This is a genomic window from bacterium, assembly GCA_040753555.1.
Lineage (GTDB): Bacteria > UBA9089 > UBA9088 > UBA9088 > UBA9088 > JBFLYE01.
This window is the reverse complement of record JBFMDZ010000190.1, coordinates 1-3,918: the sequence shown is the minus strand read 5'-3', so window position 1 is coordinate 3,918 and position 3,918 is coordinate 1. Positions and strand designations below refer to the sequence as shown.

Annotated in this window: 3 protein-coding genes; all 3 read left to right on the top strand. The window is 35.8% G+C overall.

Features of this window, described 5'->3' with window-relative positions; translation table 11 throughout:
• Positions 1–464, top strand: a 464-nt coding sequence (locus AB1630_11005) for a T9SS type A sorting domain-containing protein (protein MEW6104320.1), incomplete at its 5' end; no start/stop codon positions are given.
• A gap of 112 nt (positions 465–576) precedes the next feature.
• On the top strand, positions 577–1,896 hold the full coding sequence (locus AB1630_11000; GenBank protein MEW6104319.1) for a hypothetical protein: 1,320 nt from the start codon (positions 577–579) through the stop codon (positions 1,894–1,896).
• Positions 1,878–3,918 (top strand): Ig-like domain-containing protein (locus tag AB1630_10995; GenBank protein MEW6104318.1); only part of this gene is annotated, 2,041 nt, incomplete at its 3' end. The genes AB1630_11000 and AB1630_10995, both read left to right, overlap by 19 nt.

Genomic DNA, 3,918 nt, shown 5'->3' with positions numbered 1-3,918 from the left:
TTCCACCTTACCAGGAAACCTTGCAAATTGAGCCAAACTCAACCCAAACATTTACCTTTACCTTCCAAGGAACACAATCATTCTATATTGAAGGCTATCTCCAAGACATTGGGATAAGGGAGTATGTGATTGTTAAAACCTCATATTTTGATAATATCCAAGAAGAAGAAGGCTTAACCACAGTTCTTCTTTCCTCCTTTCCAAACCCAGCAAAACAGGGTTGTTATATCCCATTCAAGCTAGCAAAGGATTCAAATGTTTCCCTTGAAATCTACAATATCTTAGGACAGAGGGTAAGAACAATAGAAATAGGGCAAAAAAGCAAAGGTTCATATACAAACAAAGATAGGGCAATATTCTTTGACCTAAAGAATGATAGTGGACAAAATTTATCAAAGGGATTATACTTTTATAAAATAAAGGCAGATGGTTTTTCTGCCATTAAATCAATGGTTGTAAAATGAGAATGTTTGAAAATAGTAGTAGAGGGTTATTTTAAAAGACCTTGACAAAATATAAAAACAAAGAATATCCTAATAAATTATGATTAAAAATTATCAAAAGAGGTGATGTAAGATGTTTAAAGAAAGATTAAGTAAAGGGATAGTTTGCTTAATTATTTTAGGGTTGATTGCAAACAAGGGATTTGCTGATGTCAAGGGAACAAAGACAATTACAGAGACAAAGGAGGCTTCAAAGATGGCAGAGGAATATCAACCAAAGGTGATAATTGACCTTAAATGGCATAAAGTAAAAGAGGAACTTGTGCCTCATGAGTCAGCTCTTTCACCTTCTGGAGGAATAATCTCTTGTGGAAGGGGACTTTATGGAAGGTTTGGAAAGGGAACGGTATCGTTTGGGTTTTATGATTATAGTATTGTGCCTTCTCTTACAATGCCTCGTTCTATAACCCTTGACCAAGAAGGGAATTTATACATATTAGACCCTGCTAATTTTAAGGTTTTAAAGTTTGATAAGAATGGAGGTTATTTAGACACAATAAAATTAGAAAGGGTTAAACCTAAAAAAGGAAAACTTGGCGAATTTGAAATAACAGAAGGATGGTGGATAGGTGAAAACGAAAAAATTTATATTGGTCAGGATGGATATATTTATCTTACTGGCGTAAGAAACGCTTGGGGAAATTTGAATACATTTAAATTTACAAAAACAGGAAGATTTATAGGAACAGAAACTTCATTTTTTGAAAAGAAAAAGTATGGTTTTACTTCTAAGGTTCAAGATTCAAAGAAAGGCATAGTTCAGGTAATAGACCAAAAGAAAAACATTAAATTATTAGAAATACCAGTAAATCTAAGTCCAAAACTGGCTAGTCAAAACTATGAGTTGGAAGATATAGAAGTAATAGAAGAGGATAAAGGAAAGAATTTATATGTAAAAATAAGCGTGAGCAAGCTAGAAGAGGAAGAAAAAATTAAACTTTATAAAAAAGAGCAGGTTTATAAATATACTCCCCAAGGAAAGCTCCTTTTTATATTCCCCGAAAAAGAAAATCATCCTCGTCAACAGGAGATAACTCCAACAACGGTAGTAACTGACCAAGGGACAATTTACGATATGGTTGTAATTTGGGAAGAAGAGCAAGAAATAAAATCTTTTACTTACAAATTATCTTTTTTTGATAAAATTGTAAGAGATTTAGAAGATTACGATAGAGCAGTAATTTGGGAAGAAGGGCAAAAAGAAAAATTTTCCAGCTACAAATTATCCCCTTCTGATAAAATGATAGGAAATTTAGAAGATATAATAGAAGAATTTCTGAAAGAAAGAGAAAAAAGTGGTAAAAAAGATAAAAAGATATTACTTAAATTTGGCGAAGGTGGATTTAAATTGCCCAAAGAACTAAAGGTAATAAAATGGGAAAAGGTAAAATAAGCCTTCAAAGGCTAGGCTTTGGAATATGTCTGTTTATAATAATCCTTTTTTCTCTTCAGATTAAAGGAGCAATAAACTGGGGTGTTGTAGTAGTCTGGAATGCTCTTGGATATTTAGGAAGACCTTATGTAGATGGAGCCCCTCCAAATAAAGAAGCAGAGTATGATGCGGGTAATAGTACTTGGGGAGGTATATTTAGCCCAGAAGGTGAATGGGCAGGAGGATTTGATTGTTCGGGCTTGGTTTCATGGTGTGTAGGATTACGAAGACATTATTTTACTTGGGACTTGTCCAAATTAACAGATGCAGTAGGATGGGAAAGCTTAGGGCCTGGAGATATATTATTGAAGCCATCAGGAAAGAACAGACATAGTCTAATATTTGAAGAATGGGTCTCTCAAGAAGGAACAGATATAAAAAAATGGCAACTGAGAGTCATTCACGCAAGTTTTTCCCACAAGAAAGTGAGAGAGGACACTTTTTATGTGAGAGGTTGTATAAACGAAGGCTGGCTTCCCCGTCGTTTCAAATCCGACTCCACCCCACCTAACATCATATTCAGGGGTGCAGAAAACGAGAAGCATTATAATCGTAATGTAACCCTGACCGTAAATGGAAATGATGATACTGAAGGCCCAACCTATGCCTATGGGCTATATGAAGGCAAGTTTAAAACCAAGACCTTTAAAGAAGAAGGAAAATATGAAATCCTTGCAAAAGCCATTGACTGGGCAAATAACATAAAGGACGACAAGATTGTCTTTTATATTGACACCACCCCACCCACCATCTCCATTACCAATCCCTCTGAAAATCAGGTTATAAATACATCAAATGTTGTAATCTCTGGAAGTGTAAGGGATTTAGGGGAGAATGCCTCTGGGATAAAAACAGCAAGCCTTAATGTAGGAGGAAATGTCTATCTTTTATCTGAAGGTAATTTTAGTGTAAGGGTTAGCCTTTCTGATGGTAACTATGTAGCAATAGTAAATGCAGAAGATAATGCTGGAAATACAAGTAGCAAAGAAAGGCACTTTGTAGTAGACACCCAGCCACCAAAGACAGAGATAAATGGGGTAATTACAAACCAGAAGAAGATAACAACCATAAAGAGAACAACCATCATTTATACTGATTGCCAGGGCAATGAAAAGAGGAGGGAGACAATTGAGGAAAAGAGTGAAACAATAGAAAAGGGAAAGGCAAGCTTTACCTGGGAAGGAGAGGATAACCTAACCCCATCCAATATGCTTAAATTCTCATATCGGCTTTCACCTTCTGCTTTTGGAGGATTTAGCTATTCTAAATCAGTTGAGTATAAAGGGCTTTCTTTTGGAAATTATCTCTTTGAGGTAAAGGCAATAGATAAGGCAGGGAATATTGAAGACCCTGCTTCTAAATATACCTTTGAGATAAAGGAGGAAACAGAGGAAAAAATAAGCGAAGAAACAAAATACATCAAGGAATGTGATGATGAAGATAAACCACCAGAAACCTGGATTACATCAAGTAATATTAAAAATCAGAAGAAGGTAATAACAACAATAAAAACTACCACTATCTACCTGAATTGCAAAGATGAGGAAATAGGAAGAAAAACAGTTGAAGATAGAAGCGAAACAATAGAACAGGGGAGAGCAAGCTTTACCTGGACAGGAAGGGATGATAAAACACCAGCTGATATGCTAAGCTACTTCTATTCCTGCGGGTCTAAAGCCTTTAAGAACAAAGATGGTCCACCCACATATGCAGATTATACATTATCACCAGGAAGCTATAGATTTGAGGTTCAAGCCGTTGATAAAGCAGGAAATGTTGACCCAACCCCTGCAGAATGTAGCTTTACCATTTCTGAAGAAACAGAGAAAAAGACAGAAGAATATACAGTTTATATCAAAGCCCCCGGTCCATCCTGTCGTCCACCCGATGATAATAATTCCCTTCCCCAAGAAATAGACTGGGTTCCTGTAAGCTTATATTCAGACATCCTTGTCCTTAATTCTGGCTATGTCAAAGAGATGT